Here is a 20,518-nt window from a genome sequence, read left to right on the forward strand (position 1 = left end):
TTGTATATAAAAGGAAGAATCACATCGAAGATATAGTTTGGATATCTAGAATATTCCCAAACTATGAAGCGCTTTCCCAAGATTGCTAGAAATGATCCACAAATAGCAGGAATAAATTATAATTCGTTTAGAAGGCGCTTTCGTAAATGAAAAGAATTAAACATTATTATTTCATTGTATAAAGGATAAACAAGAAACAAGGTATTAGAGCGAGTAATTAGTAATCTAGAAGGATAGTTACAGGCAAGATTCTAGAAGAGCAAAGAAAGGGAGACGCAGAATGAGTTTACCAAAGGACTTTTTATGGGGTGGAGCCATTGCCGCTAACCAGGCTGAAGGTGCTTATCAAGAAGGCGGAAAAGGACGAGCGTTAGTAGATATTTTGCCTGCAGGAAAAGAACGCTGGGAGGCATTATATAATCCTAAAAAAGCTTTAGAAACAAAATATGACTATTATCCAAGTCATAGGGCAATTAATTTCTATCATACGTATAAAGAGGATATAAAGTTATTTGCTGAAATGGGATTTAAAGTCTTTCGCACATCTATTTCCTGGCCGCGGATTTTTCCAAATGGGGATGAACTGGAGCCCAATCAGGAAGGACTTAAATTTTACGATGATCTCTTTTCTGAATGCCATAAGTATGGAATGGAACCACTTGTTACAATAAACCATTTTGATACACCGCTATATTTGGTTGAAAAGTATGGTGGCTGGAGAAACCGTAAACTCATTGAATATTATGAACGATATGCAAAGGTAGTTTTCGAGCGTTATAAAGATAAAGTGAGATATTGGTTAACATTTAATGAGATTAATATGCTTCTTCATATTCCGTTTTTTGGTGGAGGATTAATAATCGATGATGATGAAAATGCTGATCAAATAAAATTTCAAGCAGCACATCACCAGCTTGTTGCCTCCAGTTTGGCAACGAAAGCAGCAAGAGAAATAAATGGCAGCAATTTTAAGATTGGATGCATGTTAGCTGCTGGTGAAATTTATCCATACTCTTGTCATCCTCATGATCTATTGAAATCAGTGAAAGAAAATCAAAAACAATATTTCTTTATTGATGTTCAGTCACGCGGTGCTTATCCGTCTTATACTAAACGGATGTTTCGTGAATTAGGTGTGAATTTGCAGATGGAAGCAGATGATGAGCGATTACTGAAAGAATATACAGTTGATTTTATTTCGTTTTCTTATTATTCGTCGCGCTTAACGAGTGCAGATCCTGCTATCAATGCAGGTAATAAATCTGGTAATGCGTTTGGTTCCCTACGAAATCCGTATCTTGAAGTATCTGAGTGGGGATGGCAAATTGATCCAATCGGGTTACGAGTAACGATGAATAACTTGTATGATCGTTATCAGAAGCCACTATTCATTGTAGAAAATGGATTAGGTGCGGTAGATAAACTGGAGAATGAAACGATTGAAGATGACTACCGAATTGATTATATGAGAGAACATCTTAAACAAATGATGGAAGCGGTTGATGACGGAGTAGACTTGTTAGGCTACACCTCTTGGGGATGTATAGATCTTGTTAGTGCAGGATCTGGTGAAATGAAAAAACGCTATGGTTTCATTTATGTAGATCTAGATAACGAAGGAAATGGGACAGGCAAACGATATAAGAAAAAGTCATTTGATTGGTATAAAAAAGTAATTGAGACAAATGGGGAAGAATTGTAATTCCAGTTAAAAAACCAAGCGTTCCAGCATTGATGAGATTATTGGAAAGCGCTAATAGTTTTACTGGTTAATATTTATGCCTATTAGTGGGGTTGGATATCTCTAGTTTTAGAAAAATTAGAAAGAGGGCTCAAAGATGAAATATGAACAATTGGCGAAAGATATTATTAAAAACGTCGGTGGAAGAGAGAATGTCAACAGTGTTGTCCATTGTGTAACGCGATTACGGTTTAAATTAAAAGATGAAAGTAAAGCGAATACAGACATACTAAAGAACATGGAAGATGTTATCACTGTTATGAAAAGCGGCGGGCAATATCAGGTAGTAATTGGAAATCATGTACCTGAGGTATATAAAGCGGTTGTAGAAGTTGGGAATTTTCAATCTAATTCATCTTTAGTAGAAGAAGATTCAGGAGAGAAGCAAGGACTTTTTAATAAATTTATAGATTTGATTTCTGGTATTTTTGCTCCGACGCTAGGTGTATTAGCAGCAACTGGTATGATAAAAGGGGTAAATGCTTTATTTGTAGCATTGGGCTGGTATGCAAATACATCAGGGACATACCATATTCTTAATGCCGTTGGGGATTCCTTATTTTACTTCTTCCCTATTTTCTTAGGATATACAGCAATGAAGAAATTTGGTGGTAATCCTTTTATTGGAATGGCAATCGGAGCTGCATTAGTTTATCCGACATTATCCGGATTGACTGCAGGTGATCCGCTGTACACCTTATTTGCAGGAACACTTTTTGAATCGCCAATTCATATAACATTTCTTGGAATACCGGTCATTTTAATGTCTTATTCTTCTTCTGTAATTCCTATAATAATTGCAACCTATGTTGGATCAAAGCTAGAAAAGTGGTTCGCGCAAGTAATTCCAGCAGTTGTTAAAACTTTCTTAGTACCTTTCCTTACGTTGTTAATTAGTGTACCATTAACATTTATTTTTATTGGCCCAATTGCAACTTGGTTAGGTAAGCTATTAGGAGAATTGACTCTGTGGGTCTATGATTTAAGCCCGATTATTACAGGTATTGTAGTTGGTGGTTTGTGGCAAGTATTTGTTATGTTTGGCTTGCATTGGGGATTAATTCCGATTGCTTACAATAATATTGCAGTACATGGCAGTGATTATATCTTAGCATTTAATTCAGCAACATCTTTAGCAACAGCTGGGGTTGTGTTAGGTGTTTTAGTCCGTACAAAGCAAAAAAAATATAAAACATTAAGTATTCCAGCTTTTATCTCCGCGATATTTGGTGTTTCCGAGCCTGCTATTTATGGAATTACCCTGCCGTTAAAAAGACCATTTATTATTACCCTTATTACTTCTGCTATAGGTGGATGTATTATGGGAATTATGGGAACAAAGGCATATACAATGGGAGGACTTGGTATTTTTGGTTTGCCGACCAAAATTAACCCCACTGATGGCTTCGATATGGGATTCTGGGGAGCAGTCCTCGCGATGACATCCAATTTAATAGTAGGGTTTATTCTAACATACTTATTTGGCATCGATAAGAATAAAGAAAAAGAAGAATTAGCAAAACAAGAACAAGCTGCAAAGGAAAAAGAAAGTCCAAACAATCCGCAAGGTACTGCTAGTAATGAAGAAATATATAGCCCTCTTAAGGGAGAAGTAAGAATGTTAGCAGATGTAGAGGATGCAGCATTTTCTTCGGGGACACTTGGAAAAGGGGTTGCCATTAATCCCGCAGAAGGAAAATTAATATCGCCGGTGGGCGGAACAGTTACGGCCCTCTTTCCTACGAAACATGCTATCGGGATTACAACAGACGCAGGAGCGGAAATTTTAATTCATATAGGAATGGATACGGTACAATTAGGAGGGAATTACTTCACAGCTTATGTTAAAGATGGAGATCGAGTAGAAAAGGGGCAATTATTAATAGAATTTGATATGGATAAAATCCAAGAATCAGGTTATTCATTAATTACGCCAGTTGTTGTTACTAACTATGATCAGTACAGAGATATAATAGTTGCAGCCGGACACAAGATTAATTTTGGCGGAACCTTAATGGCGCTAGAAGCCTAATATAACATGGAAAAGGAAGGTATATCCTTCCTTTTTTTTATTACTAAACAGTGAGCAGCGCACAACATTTTTTGTATTTTTTACCACTTCCGCAAAAACATAAACTATTACGGTCTGGGAGAGGATGACCTTCTCTTATCAATTGCTGTTTCCATTGGCTTTTAATGGTCCTAGTTAATCTATTCATCCGGTCAGATGAATATTGGTAGATGATCTTAAAACTTTCGCAAAAGTAATCATAATTAGCATCTTCTGTCCAATTACGATTTCGGGGACATCCTCCATGGCAGAATGATAAGAACTCACAATCAAGGCATCTTTCAGCTAAATCCTCTTTCTTAGTTAGGAATGTATTATAGATAGGGCTTGATAAGATATCAGTTAGGCTATCTTCTCCGATGTTTCCTAACCGAAGATCTTCTGTGATATAAAAATCACATGGATAGGCATCGCCATTTGATTCTAGTATTAGTGTTTTGGGACAAGTTTTTCGATGTGTGCATAAGGCAGCCTGCTGATGCAAGGATACACTTAAATATTCATCAAAAAAACGAATAGAAGTTTCAGGGCTACCATCATTGAACCAAACATCGAAGACATCACATAAGAATTTTCCATATTCTTTTGGAGTAATTAAAAATTTTCCAGGTGCATCTATATCTTGAGATTGAAAATCCATACAAGGAATGAACTGAATATAACGGAAATCCTCTTCCTTATAAAAAGCCATTAATTCTTGACCTTTTAAGACATTATCTTCATGGACAACCGTTAGAATATTAAACTCCACACCTGCTGCTTTTAAATGAGAAATCCCGCGCATTACTTGCGCAAAACTGCCTTGTCCCCCTCTATTTGGCCGTCTTTTATTGTGTATTTCTTTAGGACCATCAATACTTACCCCAATTAGAAAATTATATTCCTTAAAGAAATCAGCCCATTCTTTTGTAATAAGGGTCGCATTTGTCTGCAAGGAGTTACTAATAATTGACCCATTTTTGCCATATTTCTTTTGTAACTCAATTACTTTCTCAAAAAAGGGAAGCCCTGCTAATAAAGGTTCACCACCTTGCCACACAAAAGTCATAAATCCATTGCTATAGGAGGAATACTCCTTTATAAATTTTTCTAAAACGTCTAAATCGAATGTTTGAATTGTACTCTTATTTTCACACTTACTGTAATAGCAATAATCACAAGCCAGGTTGCAAGCCTCTGATACCGTTTTTAAAAGTACAGTAGTTAAGGGTGCTGCTATTGGAGAATGAATCATATTAAACTACCCACCTTATCCATGTATTATCTATTTATTACAGCATAAAGCATTGGATTTATATATGATTAAAGTCACAGTGAAAATATACCAAATAGAAATTAGTCTTTATTGTCCCAAAATGATGGATAATTTCCCAACCTGCCTGAAACCGACCAAAAATAGGGAATGCAATTATATAATAAATTTATGTTATTCATAAAATAGTAATTACACAGAGAGGAGAAGAAATAATAAAATGCGAGCAGTTATGATAATGTTTGATACTTTATCTCGAAATTTTCTTCCGAATTATAATAACAATTGGGTGCATGCTCCCAATTTTAAGCGATTACAGGATAAAACAGTAACATTTGATCATTTTTATGGTGGCAGTATGCCTTGTATGCCAGCAAGAAGAGAACTGCATACAGGGAATTATAACTTCCTGCATCGTCAATGGGGTCCCCTCGAGTCGTTTGATCGTTCTGTATTTGAAGAATTGCAGAAAAATGATGTGTATACACATTTAGTAACAGATCACTCTCATTATTTTGAGGATGGAGGTGCTACTTATCATAATCGCTATTCTACCTGGGAAGGATTTCGCGGGCAGGAAGGCGATAGATGGATTGCAAGAGGGGAAGCACTCCCAAACGAAAACAACCATAAATTAAATAAGCAAGGATTGTCTGTGATCCAGCATTTTGCAAACAGAACAAGACAACAAGAGGAAGAAGAGATGTCAAGTGTTCAAACAATTGCAGCTGGTTTAGACTTCTTACACACACATAAGGAAAAAGATAATTGGTTCTTACAGATTGAATGCTTCGATCCACATGAACCGTTCTATGTACCAGAGAAATATAGAAAAATTTATGATTGTGAAGATAAAAAAGATATCCCATATTGGCCAGCCTATCAGCAATTAAAAGAAGGAGATTATGAAGAAAAAGATATAGAAGACATGCAAAAAGAGTATGCTGCTTTAATTAGTATGTGTGACTATCACCTCGGTAAAGTACTAGATTATATGGATGAACATGATATGTGGAAAGATACGATGCTTATTGTCAATACAGATCATGGATTCTTATTAGGAGAACATAATTGGGTTGGTAAGAATATTGCTCCCTTATATGAAGAAATTATTCATATTCCATTTTTTATTCATGTACCTAAAATTACTATAGGTGGAACTAGATGTTCGGCGTTATCGCAAACGATCGATATTCCTGTGACTTTGATGGATTATTTTCATGTTCCCTATGATAATAAACTCCTGCTAGGGAATTCGCTCCTGCCGATTCTTGAAAAAGAGAAAGAAGAAAATCATAAGTCCATTTTGTTTGGCACTCATGGTTCTTATGTAAATATTCATGATGGAAGATATACTTATATGAGAGCTTCCAGTCAGGAAGAAAATGGTCCCTTATATAATCATACTTTAGCAGTCACCGCGATAAGGGGGTTCTTAGATCAAGAGGCAATAAATAAAGCGGAATTAAAACCAGGAACAAGATTTACAAACTATTCCCCTTACTTAAAAATTCCAGTGAAGAGTTATTATAATTCTTATAAGACTGGCAGCTTATTATTTGATATCCAAAATGACCCGAAACAAGAAAAGCCTATAGTTGATAAAGAATTGGAAAAGGAAATGAGTCATAAATTAGTAGATCTAATGCGGAAGAGCGATGCACCAGAAGAGCAATATATACGTTTAGGATTAGATAGAAGATAATTATCATAAGCGAGAACTCCATGGTTATGAATATATAACCATGGAGTTCTCACAGAGTAAGAAGCAAATTTCTGGATAGTTCATTACTAAAAAGTTTTATGAATTTTTAATGTTTATTGCTTAATTTGCACACTTTTATCCAAAATGGATAAAAGTGTGCTATAATGAAAGAAAGAACAGAAAACTCATTCGTTCTATTCTGAAATAGACGGAGGGAGATTATATGAAGTTGAAAGTATCGTTGTTTCAAATATTTTGGGTGTTCTGCAAGATGAGCCCTGTTACCTTTGGCGGTGGCTATGCGATGATCCCCATTATAGAGAAAGAAATAGTAGTCCGAAAAAAATGGATGAAAATGGGAGAGATATCAGATACGTTAGCACTTGCGGGAACAGCACCTGGAGCTATTGCAGTAAATGCGTCTATATTTATTGGATATCGCCTAGGCGGAATTCTAGGAGCATTGGTTGCTATGCTAGGCGCCCTTCTTCCAACATTTCTGATTGTATTAATTCTAGGCAGTCTATATTTATATTTTCAAGACAATGTCTTTGTAAATGCAGCATTTAAGGGGATTAGTGGAGCAGTAGTGGCGCTTATCGGTTATGCGGCAATAAAGATAGGAAAGACGTCCATTATTGATAAATCAACCGCCGTATTATCAATTGTGATGATAGTAAGTATGATTATATTTAATCTTCATCCTATCGTGGTTATCCTACTAGGTGCTTTACTAGGAATCATGATTGCAAAAGTTAAAGAGAAACTAGGAATGGCTGTGAAGCTGGAAAAAGAGGAGAGTCAAGTTCACGAAGCAGATCAAGCAAGTTAGGGGGAGGATAGCATGCTCGTTCAACTATTTTTATTTTTTTTATTAATCGGAACTGTTTCTTTCGGCGGCGGCTATGCAATGATCCCTGTTATTGAGCAGGGGGTATCTGCTAGAGGCTGGATAAGTACGAATGAATTTACTGATATAATGGCGATTGCCGGCATGTCTCCAGGTCCAATTGCAACAAATAGTGCCACATTAGTTGGCTATCAGCTAGCAGGAGTTCCTGGAGGAATTATTTCTTCTTTAGCAATGACGATTCCTTCCCTGGTCATCATCCTGTTAATGGCTATTTGTTTTACAAAAGTAAATGAATATAAATTAGTAAAACAGAGTTTTTATGGACTAAGACCAATTGTTACTAGTTTAATTGTTTATGCTGCTTGGAAATTTGCTTATTCGAATCATGTTATTTCTTTAAATGTTAATATGGAAATGATTTCTCTTTTGCTTATATGTTTGGTCTCTCTCTATTTTTTATGGAGATGGAAGGCTCATCCTTTATTTGTTCTATTAGGTGCTGGCATCGCAGGGATTTTTGTTTTTTAGGAAGGAGACAAGTATGGATAAGGAATTACAAAGCAAATCATGTTGTTCTGCAAGTAGAGAGTCAATGGACTTTATAAATTTCGGAAGAGAAGATGCTACTTTCACAAAAAATAGTTCTTACTCCCGCAAAAATATGCTTCTTCTTCAAGGAGGAGAATTCTTAATGGGAACAGAGGATCAAGATGGTTTTCCCTTAGATGGAGAAGGACCAATCAGGAAAGTTAAGATAAGCCCCTTTTATATGGATAAATATGCAGTTACTAATGAGGAATTTGCACGTTTTATAGAAGAAACAAATTATAAAACAGATGCAGAAAAATTTGGCTGGTCCTTTGTATTTCATTTGCTGTTAGCAAAGGAAGATGCTGCTATATATACAAGAGCTCCCAGAAATACACCTTGGTGGCGTGTAGTAGAAGGAGCATATTGGAAAAAGCCAGAAGGTCCCAATTCTTCGATAGAAGATCGTTGGAATCACCCTGTTGTTCATATATCTTGGAATGATGCCATGGCTTATTGTAAGTGGGCTGGCAAAAGGCTGCCAACAGAGGCTGAATGGGAGTATGCAGCCCGCGGAGGATTAGAACAGAATAAATATCCATGGGGGAATGAGCTAAATCCGAACGGGAAGCATATGTGTAATATTTGGCAAGGGGAGTTTCCTACAGTGAATACCATAGAAGATGGTTATTTAGGGACAGCGCCAGTAGACAGTTTTGAAGAGAATGGATATGGTTTCTACAATATGGCGGGAAATGTCTGGGAATGGTGTTCAGACTGGTTTCATCCCACATACCATCAGAAAGATTCCCTGCAAGATCCAAAAGGACCTCCAAATGGTAACACAAAATCGCTGCGTGGCGGATCCTACTTATGCCATGATTCCTATTGTAATCGCTATCGAGTGGCAGCAAGGACAAGCAACACGATAGATAGCTCGAGTGGCAATTTAGGTTTTCGATGTGCCGCAGATGTGGATGAAGTAGAAGTAAATCAAAACAGAAAATGAGTATTTAGCAAAGATGATATAGATGGAATTAGAATTAGAATTAGAATTAGAATTAGACTCTACATTAATGTACAATCATAATATCTATAAGTTTAGGAAATACGAAAATTAAGGTTGTGAATGAATGATAGAGTTTTTTGCTATTTTTGGTTTTTATTTACTACCAGTTTATTGCATTATTTTCTGTTTAAATCTAGTATCCTTATTAAAGAAAATACAAGAGGAAGATAGCACTACTAAAAATACAATATGGTTTACCATTTCTTTTATTTTTATCATAATGACCGTTGCCTCCCTTATAGCTGTTAATTAAAAGAGGATGGAAGTAATGATGGGGAAAGGCTTAGTCTTTTAATCGTTTGATTAAAGATAAGCGTAAAATCAAAAAGCTAGAACGAGATTCCAGCTATTGAATATATCAGTAATGTGAATAAAGAACGGTATGAAAACCAATATAAAATGGGACTTTCTTTATAAAGGGAGTCCTTTTTTGTATTAGAATAGATGACATTAGAATTTAAAGATTATAATCAATTCTGTTTGAAATGAGAAAGCGATTAATAAGTTTTTATTAATACACTGATTGTTTTAAATTCTTTCATTTTATTAATCTGCTATAATGTATGGAAAATGTTTAATAGGGGCGAAAGGATAAATTACTGATGGGTGAACTATATGAATATATTGAAATAAATCAGAAAAAAACAATAAAATTTTTCTCATTCAAAGCCAAAGATACAGAAAGAATTATACCTATGCATTGGCACGATAGTCCTGAACTAATTTATTGTGTAGAAGGAAAGCTAAAAGTCTGGTATGAAGGGAAAATTGTTACCCTAGGAAAGGGAGATTTGCTATTAATCAATTCTAATACCCCACATTCTACCCAAAGTATAACTCATAATCATGTATGCATTATTCAGTTTCCTGGAAATTTTCTTGAAGAAGAAAATAAATCGATTCATTTAAGCACTTGCGAAAACAAATATGATGCGCAAGTAATAGACTATACTAGGAAAATAATAACTGAAATTATAGAATACCATGTATCGACGAACGAATATGACTACTTATTGGAACAGAGTAAAATACTTCATTTAAAATATTTATTGGTAACAAATTTTTCCTCTGGAGCTAATGGGAAATGTGAAGATAATAATCGAAAACAATTAAAATTGAAGCAACTTGAAATTGTAATAAGGCATCTAAAAAATAACTATAAAGATAATCCTAGCTTAAAGGAAATTGCCAATGCTTGTGGATATTCTGAAGCGTATCTCTCTCGATTATTTCATACAATAACAGGACAGACTTTCATAGATTTTAAAAGAAATCTTTGTTTAGAAAAAGCAATTGAGCTTATGAATACAACAGATAAAACCATTACACAAATTGCCTATGAATCAGGTTTTTCAAATGTAAAATCATTTAGAAACTATTTTCGATCAACTATGAATATTAATCCCAAATACTATAAAAGGTCAAAAAATGACCCTTAATTAGTAAGAAAATGCAACGTAATGTAAACGTATTCCTGTTATCCTTGTTTGTGTGGTTAGCGTAAATTACGCGTGTTTTTGATAATTAATAAACAGAAATGAGGGGGAGAAATGAGTAATAAAAATTATAAAAATATTGCTCAAGAAGTAATACGTGGTATTGGTGGGACTGACAACATTATTTCGATGGCTCATTGTGCTACTAGGCTAAGATTAATTGTAAAAGATAGGGATATAATTGATGATGAATTGATTGAAAATATTGATTTTGCTAAAGGTTTCTTCTTTACTTCTGGTCAATATCAAATTATTTTTGGAACGGGTACAGTAAATCATGTTTATGATGCGATGTTACAAGAAGGCGTATCTGGAACAACAAAGTCTGAATTGAAAGAGATTGCTTCAGATAAAGATGATAATATCTTTTTAAGAATGATACGTTTGTTCGGCGATGTATTCGTGCCAATTATACCGGCATTGGTAGCTACTGGGTTATTTATGGGAGTAAGAGGATTGATTTTACAACCTGATATCCTCGCAGTATTTGGTTTAACGCCAGATCATATTTCAGATAATTTTATTAAGTTTACTCAAATATTAACAGATACTGCTTTTGCATTTCTTCCTGTATTAGTTTGTTGGTCTGCTTTCAAAGTATTTGGAGGTTCGCAATTATTAGGAATTCTGTTAGGGTTAATGCTTGTACATCCAAGTTTGCCCACATCATGGGATGTTGCACAAAATGTAGCAGAGCCTTTAAAATTTTTCGGAATTATAAAAGTTGCAGGCTATCAAGGCTCTGTTCTTCCTGCATTTATTGTTGGGGCTTTGGGAGCAAAGGTGGAAGGATTTATTAGAAAAAGAGTGCCAAGTGCTCTCGATTTAATTTTATCTCCGTTCTTCACTTTATTAATTATGATAGTTTTAGCGTTTTTCTTAATTGGTCCTGTTTTTCATGAAGTAGAATTATTATTATTACATGCAGTAACATATGTTTTAGAATTACCATTTGGTATTGGTGGTTTAATTTATGGTGGGATTAATCAAGTAATCGTTATAACAGGATTGCACCATCCTCTTAATTTAATTGAAATCCAAATGCTTGCTGATACAGGAAAAAATTTGGTTAACCCGATAAGTACTGCTTCGATCTGTGCTCAAGCAGGAGCTGCATTTGCAGTCGCGGTCAAATCAAAAAATGTGAAAACTAAGGCTATTGCATATCCCTCCACTATGTCTGCATTACTAGGAATTACTGAGCCAGCTATTTTTGGTGTTACATTAAGATACGGGAAGCCTTTTATTATGGGATTAATAGGGGGTGCTGCTGGTGGATTTGTAGCTGGGTTAATGCACTTATCAGCCACAGAATGTCTATCACAGCTATTCCAGGGACTTTGCTATTTCTGAATAGTCAAATTTTTGGATATTTATTAGTATCCCTAATCGGGTTTGGTGTGGCATTTATTCTTACCTATCTTTTTGGATATAAAGACAACCAACAAACAAAGTAATAAGGAGGGAGTATCGATGCAAAAAAATGAAGTTATGGCTCTAATCGATTCTCTTTCCGTTGAGGAAAAAATCGGTCAACTTGTGCAATTAACTGGAGATTTTTTTACTAATGAAACGGAAGAAACGATAACTGGTCCGATAAAAAAATTAGGATTAAATGAAAATTATAATATTTATCATACAGGATCAATCTTAAATATTACTAATGCTCATGAAATAATTAAAATTCAAGAGAAATATTTAGAAAACTCAAGCCATAAAATTCCTTTGCTTTTTATGGCAGATATTATTTATGGATTTAGAACTATCTTTCCCATTCCATTGGCACAAACTTGTAGTTGGAACTTTGATTTAATAGAAGAAGCAGCTTCCATTAGTGCTAAGGAATCCTATGAAGAAGGATTACACGTTACATTTTCTCCTATGGTTGATATTGTAAGAGATCCAAGATGGGGCCGTGTTATGGAATCTCCTGGAGAAGATACGCTTATGGCCGAATTATTTGCAGAAAGAGTAATAAAAGGACTTCAAGGTAATTCCGAGCAAAAAATACCGAAAGATAAAATTGCTGGATGTGTTAAACACTTTGCAGCATATGGAGCCCCTATAGCAGGGCGTGAGTATAATGCAGTAGATATGTCTGAGCATACATTGCGGGAGGTATATTTACCGGGTTACTTATCGGCAGTAAAAGCAAAAGTGAAGCTTGTTATGACGGCATTTAATACTTTAAATGGCGTACCTTCAACCGGTAACGAGTGGTTAAATAAGATGATATTAAGAGATGAATTTAAATTCGCGGGAGTACTTATTTCAGATTATGCAGCTGTTGAGGAATTAATTACTCATGGCTATGCTAATGGACCGAAAGAAGCAGCGCAGCTAGCATTAAAAGCAACAGTTGATATTGATATGAAAACATCGGTTTTTGCTAATGAATTAGGTGCAATTGTTAACAACAATGAGCAAATGATGGATTTACTAAATAAAGCAGTTTATAGGATTTTATCCTTAAAAAATGATCTGGGCTTATTCGAAGATCCATATAGAGGATTAAAAGAAAGATCAGCAGAAAACTCTAGTATCTTATGTTCTGAGCATAAAAAGACTGCTTTAATGTTAAGTGAGGAATCGATTGTTTTATTAAAGAATAATGGCGTCTTGCCATTAGAAAAGGGCAAAAAGGCTGCAATCATTGGACCATATCACGATGAAAAATCAACGCTAGGTATGTGGGCTATCAAAGGTGACATAAATGACACTATTACATTGAAAGATGGGATAAATGAGATTGTAGGGAATAATAAGAATCCTTTTTGCAGAGGATCACATTTAATAGAGAAGGAAACGGCACACTTACTTGGAAAATTTGAAGATAAAATTCCAAATGAAAGAATAAGTAATGATGAATTAATAGAAGAAGCTGTTAACTTAGCAAAGGACTCTGAAATTGTAATACTAGCATTAGGTGAAAGTATTTTTCAGAGTGGTGAAGGTGGATCACGTACAGAGATTACATTACCTAAACCTCAACAAAAATTATTCGATGCTATAAAAAAATTAAATAAACAAATAATTACTATCATTTATAGTGGACGTCCGTTAATTTTAACCGATGTAGAAAAACACTCAGATGCTCTTATACAGGCTTGGTTTCCAGGTATTATGGGAGGAAAGGCCTTAGCGAATATTCTCTATGGGATAAGTAATCCATCAGGAAAGCTGTCGATGTCTTTCCCAAGGAGTGTTGGACAAATACCAATCTATTATAATGAGTTAAACACAGGGAGACCAGATCTGCCAGAAAATGCTTTTTATCGCTTTGCTTCACGATATATTGATGAATCTAATAAACCATTATTCTCTTTTGGCTATGGATTATCTTATACAACTTATCAGTATAACTCTGTCTCACTTAATAAAAAGTTAATAAGGCAAAATAGCAATGATGAATTAATTGTAACAGTTGAGGTTGAAAATACTGGGGATTATGACGGTTATGAGATTGTGCAGCTTTACATAAGAGACCAGTTTGGCAGTACTGCTAGACCAGTAAAGGTACTAAAAGACTTCAAAAAGGTATGTATTAAAAAAGGCGAAGTGAAAACTATCTCATTTACTATTACAGAGGAGCAATTGAAAATTTATCGAAGTGATTTAAGCTTTGCTAGCGAGCCAGGTCAATTTGATGTTTATATCGGTTCTAGTAGTGAAGATTTACCTTTAAAAGAAAGCTTTGACTTAATTCAAACGAGTTAAATGAATTTATATAGAAATGCAATGACTCTAAGGCTGGAATATAACCAGCTTTAACTAATGAGAAAAGTGAATTTGAAGTACTCAAATTCACCTTTCCTTATTTTTATATATAAATTCACTGCCATTAAGAAAGAACCATTTCGTTATCTATTTTAAAATTTCACTACTAAAACTAAAGGTAATCTTATAGATGAGAAATAGCTTTTTCTTATGTGCTATATAGTCTTGCCAATGTTTAAAAGACTCGTTATTATTTACTGTGGAGCTTAATGCTGCACATGGAATAAAGGAGCTAGTGTCATGATTATTCAATTCATTCGCTATAGATAGAAATAGGTATAGACAAGGATAAAATCCAACTCAAATTTTCAAAAAAATTTGATGAGGGTTTATTTGTCTATGCCTTTTCATTTATCTAAAAACGAATGAATGAGGTGACTTCTTTGTTAAAAGAAAATAAAAGAATAAAGAGTGCGAAATATGTGAGTAATTTTGAAAACATTTTTGCTTGTCCAATATGTAGATCGTCTATGCAGGTTATCGATTTTAAAAGTTTAATCTGCTTAAATCACCATACATTTGATTTTGCAAGGCAAGGATATCTGAACTTGATGACTCACTCAGTAAATACTAAGTACAGCAAAGCTCTTTTTGAAGCAAGAAGAAAACTTATTACCAAAGGTGAATTTTTTACACTATTAAGCCATGCAATTGCAAAGTTTATTACGGAACATCTTGTTAAGACAAAAGAAACAATTTCTATTCTTGATACGGGATGTGGCGAGGGTTCACATCTTTCTAATATTTGTGAAATTATTCGTTCCAACTTTTTCAAAAATGTATTAGGAGTAGGAATAGATATTTCTAAAGAAGGAATTATGGTAGCTTCTAAGAACTATTCTGATAAGATTTGGGCTGTGGCTGACCTCGCGAACACACCATTTAAATTTAAACAATTTGATGTTATCCTGAATATCCTATCACCCTTAAATTATGCTGAATTTGATAGATTGTTGAAACCAAATGGTATAGTAATCAAAATTGTACCTCAAAATAGTTACTTAAAAGAGTTGAGAGAACATCTTTTTCAAAAAAACGAAAAACAGTTTTACTCTAATGCAGAGACTATGGAGAGATTTAAGAAGAGTTTTCAATTTATAGAATGTTCAAGATTAACCTATACCATGAACCTTAATAAATCCTCAATTGAATGGTTGGTTCAAATGACTCCGTTGACTTGGTCAACAACAGAGGAACAAATAAAATCTTTTTTAATTAAGGATTCGGCTCAAATAACTGTTGATTTGGATATATTAATTGGTAAAAATACAATTTAGGAAAAAGACTATTAGGATGGCCTTGTGAGGGGTCAGCCCTAATAGTCTTTTCTGCAATTATTGGCTGTTTTCAAAATAAAAAGAAAGACTTTTTATTTTGGTGCTAACGGGCAGGTTGAACCATCTAACTTTATATTTTATACCATTTATAGTCCTATAAACATTAACATAGGTTCCTTATACTATATTTAAGGTTAAGAAGGATTAACGCTCAATATAAAAGTTAAAGCTTATTTTCATTAAAAAGAAGGAGTCTCTTATGTAACTAACTGGGAGTTTAGTTCAATACCAATTAATTCAATTTCTATCCAGCTATAATAACAAAATATTTTCCCCTTAAAATTTTCTGCAAAAACAGGCTCAATTCTTATTCCTTTTGATACTTTATGCCCCACTTATACATTTCATAATAAACGGGAAGTAGATCTTTCCCTTTTTCTGTAATTGTATATTCAACACGTGGGGGGATTTCATTATATTGTTTCCTTGTGATTAAACCGTCCTTTTCTAGCTCTCTTAACGTCGCAGATAGCATAGTATTTGTGATTTTTGGGATAGCTCGATTAAGCTGACCAAAACGAGCATTTTTTAATGCAATAATTTCAAATAGTACTTGATTCTTCCACTTGCCCTGAAAGACATTGAAGACAGGATCAAGCGGGTTAAAATTAGGATTGCAGTTTTCTTGATTATTTAATTTTTGGGCCATTAATTCTTGTAAATTTGGTATGTCCATTGTTTTTTACCTCCTTAGTATTGTCCACCGTACTTAGTAAGTAATTTTTACGTACTTGAAATGAATATCATTCGGTACGATAATCATACTAGTATAAATAATATACCGTTAATTAGGGGGATTCAATCATGAAAACATTGTTAATTACAGGAGGTACTAGTGGCATTGGCAAAGGACTGGCGGAGTATTATTTAACAACTGGGAATAGGGTCATTATTGTAAGCAGAAATAAAGGTGATCTGCCTAATGCTACTTATCTTCAAGCAGATCTGAGTCTTGCTTCGGAAAATTATCGTATCATCGAGAAAATCCAAAGATCCTATGGCGCAATCGATGGATTAATTCTTTGTGCTGTCCTACAAAGAGCTCGCAAAGACGCTTTAATCACACAAGAAGGTTTAGAATTCACCTTTGCATTGCAGTATTTAAGTCGGTATATTCTTTCAAATCAGTTAGCATTTAATAATGACTCTTTTATTTTAAATATTGCTACCCCCGGCATCAACGGCACCGTCAACTTTGACAATTTAGAACATCGATACAAGTTCAATACCGTGAAAGCCAACATCAATGCCAACCGGCTAAATGACTTGTTAGGAGCAGGATTCAAACGCAAGGGTGTTCGTTATATTCTATATAATCCAATGGCTGTAAGAACTAGTGGGGCTAGATCAGTCTTTGCGAATCCATTGATGAGAATATTCTTAAGAGTAGTTCATCGTCTAATAGGACATGAGGTTGATGAAATCGTAAATAGTATTGTTAACGTTTTACAGGAATCAAGCTCGCAGAGTTTCTCAGCTTATAAACTTTCAAAAACTGTTGATGTATCCATGAAAACATTTGATTCACAAAAGGCTAAACAGTTAGAAGAGATTACTAAACAGGTACTTTTAAATGTGTAGTAATTATGAACAATCTAATCAAAAATATGTAATAGAACCAAGAAAATGGAGAATTGATGATTCGAGGTATTAATGGTGATAAATTCATGCTTATGTTCAATAACGGGATGGATGGGGCTATCCCGTTTTCTTATTGTGCTAACGGGCAGGTTAGTGGAATAATATTGGCATAAACACTATCTAAAAGCCTTGTTTTTTTGAAGGAAGTAAGTACTATTTGTTGAATAAGAGATATAGAGTGTTCTGGAATTTAGTAGGTTATGTTTAATGAAGTATCGCACGTTCCTTGTTCAATAAGTTGAAAATCCAATGGAAATTAATACTTTTTTCTATTTCGACTAACAGGAAGTTAAAAATATTGGGAGTGGAGTTATGAATACAACCAATTCAATATTAAACCAACTTAAAGTAATTGGTGTACATAGTATAATAAGTGACGAACAAATTATTTTGGAAATATTAGATGATAACTTGAAACAAAAAGAAAAAATGGATTGTCTTATAAATAATCTCCTAATTAATACGAGAATCAGTAATCTTAAAAAAGTGTTACTAGAATGTCCTAAAATTCATTTAGAACATCTAAATAGAACAATGGAAAAGATGAAGATTAAAGGGGAAAGAGTTATATATATAAAATCCTTAGAAGAACCTATAAATATTGGAGATATAGATTACGAATTATGGTCAATTAATGATGAGAAATCACTTACTTTTCTATCTGAAATAATGGATAGAAACATGTTGGATATACATAAATTTATAGGGAGTATGAGGACTGAATTACCTTCACAAGTTCAGAAAATGTTTACCATTTATAAAGTTAACAATGAACCTGTAGGAGTAGTATTTCCTCATCTTGAACCAGACAAGGACAAAGAAGGACGTATTTTTTGGATAGGTATTCATCCGAAATTTCGAGGAAAAGGGCTGGGCAAGAACCTACACTTAATAGGCTTGTATAGGCTGCAAAATGATTTTAAGGCAAAGTCATATGTAGGAGCTACGCAAATTAACAATTACTCTATGAGAAAAATAATGATATACAATGGGTGTGTTGAAAACAAAAATACAGTTATTTCATTAGAGTATTCTAGTGAATAGTCTTATGAACACAATTAAGGTTACAGGGATATGAATCCAAGACCTATGAATGTTTTTTTATTTATTAAGGCACTAAAGTGGCAGCATTCCTGTAATAATGAAAAAAATAGGTTATGGAAGAAACGTGGAATTTACTTTAATAAGCAGGCGTTATTAAATTGTTTGGAGAAGTAATATATATCAAACTTAAAGTGGTGATATAGTGAGTTTTAAAAGTGAATTAAAAAATTTTGAACAATTGGTTAGTTTCATTAATTTGATTCCCAGAAAACAATCAACCTTATTAATTGGAATAGATGGGTGTGGGGGTTCAGGAAAAAGTACACTCGCACATAAACTGAAGGATGAATGTTCTGATGTAACTGTTGTGCATATGGATGATTTTTATTTACCATCCAAACAACTACAAGAAACAATTCCAGAAAATAAAGCCATTGGTGCAGACTTTGATTGGAAACGTGTACTTAATCAAGTTCTTGAACCTATTAGTCAAAACAAGGAGGGGAGTTATCAGCGGTATGATTGGAAAACAGATGACTTAGCAGAGTGGCATACTGTTCCAATCGGAGGAGTTGTCATAATAGAAGGTGTTTATTCCATTCGCAATGAATTAGCAAGTAAGTACGATTTCACAATTTGGGTGGAATGTCCACGAGAAAAAAGGCTTTCACGAGGGCTTGAAAGAGACGGCGAAGAGGCTCGAGATATGTGGGAAAACAATTGGATGATTTCAGAAGATTTATATGTTGAAACACAAAAACCTTTTGAAAGAGCTGACCTTATTGTTAATGGGACTAAATAATAATCTTGTTCAAATAACAGGGGCTTTCCTTTAATTAAGGTAAAGCCTGTTCTTATGGTTAATAAACAGGGTTGCAATCCTTGAATAAGGGTAGTACCTGTCTTATGTCACAATCGGGGCAGGTTAGCACTATAAGAAATAAGAAAAGAAGTGACTTAAACGCCACTCCAATGTTATTATTTCTTCCTTGGGATTTTAAAGCCATTCTCTATTTTTTCAAAACCAATTTTAGGATAGTATTCCATCGCAATAGGTGAAGACAGAAGAAGTAAGGCAACTTCATCGCCATTATGTTCTTTAAGTAATCTTACAAGTTCTTTGCCTATGCCCCTGTTTTGATAATTCTTATTTACAGCTAGATCAGATAGATAACAGCAATAACAATAATCAGTAATAGCTCTGGCAACTCCTATAAGTTGATTATTATACCAAGCAGTAATCAATACATTAGAATTATCAATCATTTGTTGAAGTCTATTCAAATCATCAGAGGGTCTTTTAATACCAGATGTTTTGAATACTTCTGAGAGTTCTTCGGCTTTAATTGATTCATTTACTTTATAAGAAATTTGATTCATAGATTCCATTAGTCTCCCTCCATATGTAATTAAATTAATTCTATTAACATTTCTAAAATCCTTCTTTATCTAACGGGGGCATTAATCCAAGATGGAGGAATGCTTTTTTATCTATTCGGGCACTAACGGGGCAGGAACTATATAAACTAGAGGGAGGATGAATATGGAGAAGTTTGAGGTAAAGTACATTAACAATCTGTTGAATTTTGATTTGGTTAGCTTAGTAAAACAAAGCAAAGAAGATGGGTTTTGTTTTGTAGAAAGATTATTAAATGAATATCAAAATGGCAATAATACTTTCAACCATCTTGGTGAAGGCTTATTTGGGGTTTTTAATGAAGAAGGTTTACTTGTTGCTATTGGTGGGTTAAATAAAGACCCATTTTCAGGTGCTCAAAATATCGGTAGACTGAGAAGGCTTTATGTCTATAAAGAATATAGGCGAAATGGTATAGGAAGTCTTTTGGTAAAAAGGATAATAGAAGAAGCGAAAAGACATTATAAAATTTTGGTTCTTTATACAGATACCGAGCAAGCTGATAGATTTTATTCTTCTATCGGATTTACAAGGGGAAATCTTTATCCAAATTCAAGTCACTTTATGGAGTTTAAAAGTTAATGCGT

The 20,518-nt window shown here is 34.2% G+C and carries 17 protein-coding genes and 1 pseudogene; 15 read left to right on the forward strand and 3 right to left on the reverse strand.

Going from position 1 to position 20,518, the window contains the following annotated elements; genetic code table 11:
- Positions 1 to 280 precede the first annotated feature (280 nt).
- Both C2I06_RS24130 and C2I06_RS24135 read left to right on the forward strand, forming a co-directional pair.
- On the forward strand, positions 281 to 1,702 hold the full coding sequence (locus tag C2I06_RS24130; protein ID WP_095330227.1) for a 6-phospho-beta-glucosidase: 1,422 nt from the start codon (positions 281 to 283) through the stop codon (positions 1,700 to 1,702).
- Between the two features lie 136 nt (positions 1,703 to 1,838).
- Complete coding sequence (locus tag C2I06_RS24135) at positions 1,839 to 3,773, forward strand: beta-glucoside-specific PTS transporter subunit IIABC (protein WP_095330226.1); 1,935 nt, start codon at positions 1,839 to 1,841, stop codon at positions 3,771 to 3,773.
- A 43-nt stretch (positions 3,774 to 3,816) separates the two neighbouring features.
- Here C2I06_RS24135 and C2I06_RS24140 read toward each other — a convergent pair whose 3' ends face one another.
- Positions 3,817 to 5,046 carry an anaerobic sulfatase maturase gene (locus tag C2I06_RS24140; RefSeq protein WP_095330225.1) on the reverse strand — a complete coding sequence of 410 codons (1,230 nt, stop codon included), beginning with the start codon at positions 5,044 to 5,046 and terminating at the stop codon, positions 3,817 to 3,819.
- A gap of 238 nt (positions 5,047 to 5,284) precedes the next feature.
- Here C2I06_RS24140 and C2I06_RS24145 point away from each other — a divergent pair, with 238 nt between their 5' ends.
- From C2I06_RS24145 to C2I06_RS24180, 9 genes and pseudogenes are all read left to right on the forward strand, one after another.
- Complete coding sequence (locus C2I06_RS24145; protein WP_123259027.1) at positions 5,285 to 6,769, forward strand: sulfatase; 1,485 nt, start codon at positions 5,285 to 5,287, stop codon at positions 6,767 to 6,769.
- A 223-nt stretch (positions 6,770 to 6,992) separates the two neighbouring features.
- The gene (locus C2I06_RS24150) at positions 6,993 to 7,601 is read left to right on the forward strand and encodes a chromate transporter (protein WP_095330223.1); all 609 of its coding nucleotides are present in this window, start codon (positions 6,993 to 6,995) and stop codon (positions 7,599 to 7,601) included.
- A gap of 12 nt (positions 7,602 to 7,613) precedes the next feature.
- Positions 7,614 to 8,150, forward strand: coding sequence for a chromate transporter (locus tag C2I06_RS24155; RefSeq protein ID WP_095330222.1), 537 nt, complete (start codon positions 7,614 to 7,616; stop codon positions 8,148 to 8,150).
- 13 nt (positions 8,151 to 8,163) lie between these two features.
- Positions 8,164 to 9,159, forward strand: a complete 996-nt coding sequence (locus tag C2I06_RS24160) for a formylglycine-generating enzyme family protein (protein ID WP_095330221.1) — start codon at positions 8,164 to 8,166, stop codon at positions 9,157 to 9,159.
- A 124-nt stretch (positions 9,160 to 9,283) separates the two neighbouring features.
- Positions 9,284 to 9,472: a hypothetical protein gene (locus tag C2I06_RS25265; protein WP_141231346.1), complete on the forward strand. Its 189-nt coding sequence runs from the start codon at positions 9,284 to 9,286 to the stop codon at positions 9,470 to 9,472.
- Between the two features lie 349 nt (positions 9,473 to 9,821).
- Positions 9,822 to 10,658, forward strand: coding sequence for an AraC family transcriptional regulator (locus C2I06_RS24165; protein WP_123259028.1), 837 nt, complete (start codon positions 9,822 to 9,824; stop codon positions 10,656 to 10,658).
- 111 nt (positions 10,659 to 10,769) lie between these two features.
- Positions 10,770 to 12,172: pseudogene (locus C2I06_RS24170) on the forward strand (sucrose-specific PTS transporter subunit IIBC).
- A gap of 16 nt (positions 12,173 to 12,188) precedes the next feature.
- Positions 12,189 to 14,432, forward strand: a complete 2,244-nt coding sequence (bglX, locus tag C2I06_RS24175; protein ID WP_123259029.1) for a beta-glucosidase BglX — start codon at positions 12,189 to 12,191, stop codon at positions 14,430 to 14,432.
- Between the two features lie 443 nt (positions 14,433 to 14,875).
- A complete protein-coding gene (locus tag C2I06_RS24180) occupies positions 14,876 to 15,769 on the forward strand; it encodes a putative RNA methyltransferase (protein ID WP_249928259.1) in 894 nt (297 codons plus the stop codon).
- Positions 15,770 to 16,136: 367 nt separating this feature from the next.
- Here the strand turns inward: C2I06_RS24180 and C2I06_RS24185 are convergent, their stop codons facing one another.
- Positions 16,137 to 16,505: a winged helix-turn-helix transcriptional regulator gene (locus C2I06_RS24185; RefSeq protein ID WP_206426417.1), complete on the reverse strand. Its 369-nt coding sequence runs from the start codon at positions 16,503 to 16,505 to the stop codon at positions 16,137 to 16,139.
- Positions 16,506 to 16,633: 128 nt separating this feature from the next.
- Here C2I06_RS24185 and C2I06_RS24190 point away from each other — a divergent pair, with 128 nt between their 5' ends.
- The 3 genes from C2I06_RS24190 (at position 16,634) to C2I06_RS24200 (ending at position 19,316) form a co-directional block, all read left to right on the forward strand.
- Positions 16,634 to 17,410, forward strand: coding sequence for an SDR family NAD(P)-dependent oxidoreductase (locus tag C2I06_RS24190; RefSeq protein ID WP_123259031.1), 777 nt, complete (start codon positions 16,634 to 16,636; stop codon positions 17,408 to 17,410).
- Between the two features lie 372 nt (positions 17,411 to 17,782).
- Positions 17,783 to 18,514 carry a GNAT family N-acetyltransferase gene (locus C2I06_RS24195; protein WP_123259032.1) on the forward strand — a complete coding sequence of 244 codons (732 nt, stop codon included), beginning with the start codon at positions 17,783 to 17,785 and terminating at the stop codon, positions 18,512 to 18,514.
- A 238-nt stretch (positions 18,515 to 18,752) separates the two neighbouring features.
- Complete coding sequence (locus tag C2I06_RS24200) at positions 18,753 to 19,316, forward strand: uridine kinase family protein (protein WP_123259210.1); 564 nt, start codon at positions 18,753 to 18,755, stop codon at positions 19,314 to 19,316.
- A 176-nt stretch (positions 19,317 to 19,492) separates the two neighbouring features.
- On the opposite strand, the gene C2I06_RS24205 is transcribed toward C2I06_RS24200, so the two are convergent.
- Entirely contained in the window at positions 19,493 to 19,903 is a 411-nt protein-coding gene (locus C2I06_RS24205; RefSeq protein ID WP_123259033.1) for a GNAT family N-acetyltransferase, read from the reverse strand.
- A gap of 154 nt (positions 19,904 to 20,057) precedes the next feature.
- On the opposite strand from C2I06_RS24205, the gene C2I06_RS24210 reads away from it, so the two are divergent.
- Positions 20,058 to 20,513 carry a GNAT family N-acetyltransferase gene (locus tag C2I06_RS24210; RefSeq protein WP_123259034.1) on the forward strand — a complete coding sequence of 152 codons (456 nt, stop codon included), beginning with the start codon at positions 20,058 to 20,060 and terminating at the stop codon, positions 20,511 to 20,513.
- Positions 20,514 to 20,518 lie beyond the last annotated feature (5 nt).

Source organism: Niallia circulans, assembly GCF_003726095.1.
In the GTDB taxonomy this organism is placed as follows: domain Bacteria; phylum Bacillota; class Bacilli; order Bacillales; family Cytobacillaceae; genus Niallia; species Niallia circulans_A.